Raw genomic sequence first — 3,616 nt, 5'->3', positions numbered from 1 at the left:
GTTCAAATAAATCAACCTGCCAGATACCGTCACCGGCTTTATAAATTACCGCCATAACAAGCCCCCTCCTCCTGGAAAACCCGTAATTAATTTTTTCTCCATTATACTTAAATTTATTTTCTTTGTTAAGAGAATTTTTTGAAAATTTAATTATTTTCCCTAAAACCTAAAACGATAATTTTTTCCTCCTTAAATAAACATTAAGCGCCAGGCCCACCGAAAGTAAATTGGACCACATCGCACTTCCTCCGTAACTTACAAAAGGTAGGGGTATCCCCGTTACGGGCATAATCCCGCAGGTCATCCCAATATTAATAAAAGTATGAAAAGCAAGCTTGGCCACAACTCCGGCTACCAGTAAACTTCCCAGTAAGTCCTTGGCCTGCTGGCCAATGCGAATCAACTGCCAAAAAAGAGTCAAATACAGTACCAGTAGCACCGAAGCTCCGATAAAGCCCAGTTCTTCCCCTAATACCGAAAAAATAAAATCGGTGTGCTGTTCGGGCAAAAAGTTTAATTGATTTTGACTGCCCCGAAAAAGGCCTTTTCCCCAAAAACCTCCCGACCCAATGGCAATTTGTGACTGAATCACGTGGTAACCCGCTCCCTGCATATCCTTCCACGGGTCTAAAAAAATAATTAACCGGTTTAACTGGTATTCTTTTAATGGAATCCAGATTTGGGGAAAGTGAAGATGGAGAGCAATCCAGCCAATAGCCACCGCCAGGCCCCCGCCAAAGAGACTAAATAAGAGTTTACGGTTTGCCCCCGCTACATAAAGCTGGGCAAAAGTAATGGCAACAAACACCAGTGAAGTACCTAAGTCCGGCTGCTTTAAAATTAACAGCATAGGGACACCAATATGGACAAACACCCGGATAAAATCGCTAAGTTTATCAATCTGTCCCTGACGGGCAGTTAAGTAATTGGCCAGAGTTATAGTTATGATATCTTTTGCAAACTCCGAAGGTTGTAAGGAAAAGGGGCCTATTTTAATCCAGCGCTGCGCTCCTAACGCTTCCCGCCCGGCAAATAATACGGTCAATAACATAACAAGGTTAAAAAGATAGAGGAATTTGGCATAGCGCGGAAAGTCATCATAAGGAATGTACAAACTACCAAACATTAAAAGAAGACCGGTAAAAACCCAGAGAAGCTGGGTTTTAGCCAAGCCAAGAATATCATCGGAAGAAGTGGCCCGGGTAGCGCTGGCAATTAAAACAAGCCCTAAAATAATTATTAAAAAGACATTGGCCAGCACTCCCCAATCAAGTTCCTTTAACATCCGCCGAAATTGCATCTGCTCCACTCCTACGTCTTGTTCGCGTTTAATTATACCAAACTTTTGCCCGTAAAAAAAGAAACGGCCTAAAAGCCGTTTTAATTGGCCTGGACTCGAATGTTTCGCTTTACACTTTTTATGGGAATATTAGCAATTAAAGCTACCTGTTCTTCATGGGTATCAATATTTACTTCAAGAGCTTTTTCATCAATTTCCATGTATTTGGTAATGACAGCAATTAAATCTTCCTTTAAATTTTGTAATAGCTCCGGTGAAACATTGGTCCTATCCTGCACTAAAACCAGTCTAAGGCGTTCTTTCGCCATGGTTTTGCTGTTTTGCTGTTCTTTCCCCAAAAGTTTCATTAAAAATTCCAGCACGGCCGTCCCCTCCCCTTAGCGGTTGAAACCGAAAAACTTTTTAAACTTGCTTAAGAACCCTTCTTCTTCTAAATTCATCAGCGGTACCTCTTCCCCCATTATCCGCCGGGCAATATTCCGAAAAGCTTGTCCCGCCCGGGAGTTCTGGTCATAGACAGCCGGCTCGCCCTTATTGGTAGTTACGATAATAGTTTCATCATCGGGAATAACCCCTAAAAGGTCAATTGCTAAAATTTCGATAATATCTTCTATCCCCATCATATCTCCCGTCCGAACCATCTTGGGGCGAATGCGGTTAATTATCAGCCGGGGATTGGTAATCCCCTCAGCTTCCAGTAACCCAATTATGCGGTCCGCATCCCGTACCGCCGATACTTCCGGAGTAGTTACCACAATTCCCCGATCGGCTCCAGCCACCGCATTTTTAAATCCCTGCTCGATTCCCGCGGGACAATCAATTAAAACATAATCAAACTCCTTTTTAAGCTCACTAACCAAATTCCGCATTTGTTCGGGACTTACCGCCGTCTTATCCTTGGTTTGGGCCGCCGGTAAAAGATACAATCCTTCTAAACGCTTATCTTTTATAAGCGCTTGCTTTAAACGGCAATTTCCGTGGACAACATCAACTAAGTCATAAACAATCCGGTTTTCCAGTCCCAAAACCACATCAAGATTTCGCAAACCTATATCCGTATCCACTAAAACCACTTTCTGGCCCATCATCGCTAAAGCTGTTCCTAAATTGGCGGTAGTAGTCGTTTTACCGACGCCGCCCTTTCCCGAGGTAATGACAATTGCTTCCCCCATAATCTTCCTCCTTTTATTTTAAAAGCTTTCCAAGGTTCCCTTCGTAACTTTCAATAACTACCATTCCGTCTTTAATAAGGGCAATTTCCGGGCTAAAATTGTCTTTTGTTATTTCTTCATCTTCCGGCGGTCGGGTAATATGATCGGCAATTCGCAGCTGAGTTGGTAAAAGCCTGAAAGCCAGTACCACCGCTTTTTTAAACCCATCGGCACCGGCGTGAACCACTCCCCTGACCGTCCCAAGAACGATGATACTCCCGGCAGCTACCACTTCCGCTCCGGGATTAATATCCCCAAGGATAACCACGTTTCCTGCAAAATTTACCTTTTGCCCGGAACGTAAGGTTTTATCTATTAGCAAAGTGTTTTCCAAGAAAAACTCTCCCCTCAACATCGTAAAGCACCTTTTCTCTAAAATTAACTAAGTTGATGTATTCTACATTTAGAGGAAAATTCCTGCTCTTATTCCACCGGTCCAAAAACCCCGGTATTAACTTTTGGTACCTTAAAATACGTCGCTAAAACATCCCTGGCCACCAAACCTGCCGAAGAAGCCCCATGACCGCCATGTTCAATAATGGCCGCAACTGCAATCCTGGGATTATCATAAGGGGCATAAGCAACGAACAAACCGTGATCGTCTTTGCCAAAAACCTGAGCTGTCCCGGTTTTTGCCGCCACCGCTACCGGAAATCCCGCAAACACTCCTCCGGCAGTACCCCCGGGTAATGTAACTTCCCGCATTCCCTGCCGCACGTAATTTAAAACATTCTCGGGAACCTTTGCTTTACTTAAAACCCTGGGTTTTACCTCTTCAACAACCCTTCCCCGATTGTCCAAAACTTTTTTTACCAGATGAGGTTGGTAGCGAATTCCCCCATTGGCAATCATCGCTACATAATTGGCAAGCTGTAAAAGGGTATAATTGTTATAACCCTGACCGATGGCCATATTAAGCGTATCATACTGCTGCCACTTGGTTTCCCAGCGGTAAATTTCAATTTGCCGGTTAATTGCCTGAATTTTTTTGTCCCGTTCCGCCTCCAGCCGCTTTTTCTCCTCGGAAGTTTTAGCCTTAGCTATTCTTTGCTCGTAATCACTTTTTATTTTATCTATTTTAGGCTTTAAATTTTTTTCGATAATG

5 protein-coding genes are annotated in these 3,616 nt (G+C 43.3%); all 5 read right to left on the bottom strand.

The genetic code is table 11. The annotated features are described in order from the left end of the window. Positions 1 to 166: 166 nt before the first annotated feature. Positions 167 to 1,300: a rod shape-determining protein RodA gene (gene rodA / locus ciss_RS12170; RefSeq protein WP_075866557.1), complete on the bottom strand. Its 1,134-nt coding sequence runs from the start codon at positions 1,298 to 1,300 to the stop codon at positions 167 to 169. Between the two features lie 80 nt (positions 1,301 to 1,380). Then, a complete protein-coding gene (minE, locus tag ciss_RS12165; RefSeq protein WP_075866556.1) occupies positions 1,381 to 1,662 on the bottom strand; it encodes a cell division topological specificity factor MinE in 282 nt (93 codons plus the stop codon). A 15-nt stretch (positions 1,663 to 1,677) separates the two neighbouring features. Continuing rightward, positions 1,678 to 2,472 (bottom strand): septum site-determining protein MinD, encoded by a 795-nt coding sequence (gene minD, locus ciss_RS12160; protein WP_075866555.1) that lies wholly within the window; start codon positions 2,470 to 2,472, stop codon positions 1,678 to 1,680. Between the two features lie 13 nt (positions 2,473 to 2,485). Beyond that, on the bottom strand, positions 2,486 to 2,845 hold the full coding sequence (gene minC / locus ciss_RS12155) for a septum site-determining protein MinC (RefSeq protein WP_235837306.1): 360 nt from the start codon (positions 2,843 to 2,845) through the stop codon (positions 2,486 to 2,488). Between the two features lie 89 nt (positions 2,846 to 2,934). Next, positions 2,935 to 3,616: penicillin-binding transpeptidase domain-containing protein (locus ciss_RS13060; RefSeq protein WP_268874225.1), on the bottom strand; the 682-nt coding region annotated here is incomplete at its 5' end.

The sequence above is a fragment of the Carboxydothermus islandicus genome, assembly GCF_001950325.1.
Classification (GTDB): Bacteria; Bacillota; Z-2901; order Carboxydothermales; family Carboxydothermaceae; genus Carboxydothermus; species Carboxydothermus islandicus.
The sequence above is the reverse complement of the archived record's forward strand: the minus strand, read 5'-3'. Positions and strand labels throughout refer to the sequence as shown.

Bases quoted from the DNA above. Each gene is read 5' to 3' on its own strand.
- rodA (WP_075866557.1), bottom strand. From the start codon at position 1,300: ATGCAATTTCGGCGGATGTTAAAGGAACTTGATTGGGGAGTGCTGGCC.
- minD (WP_075866555.1), bottom strand. From the start codon at position 2,472: ATGGGGGAAGCAATTGTCATTACCTCGGGAAAGGGCGGCGTCGGTAAA.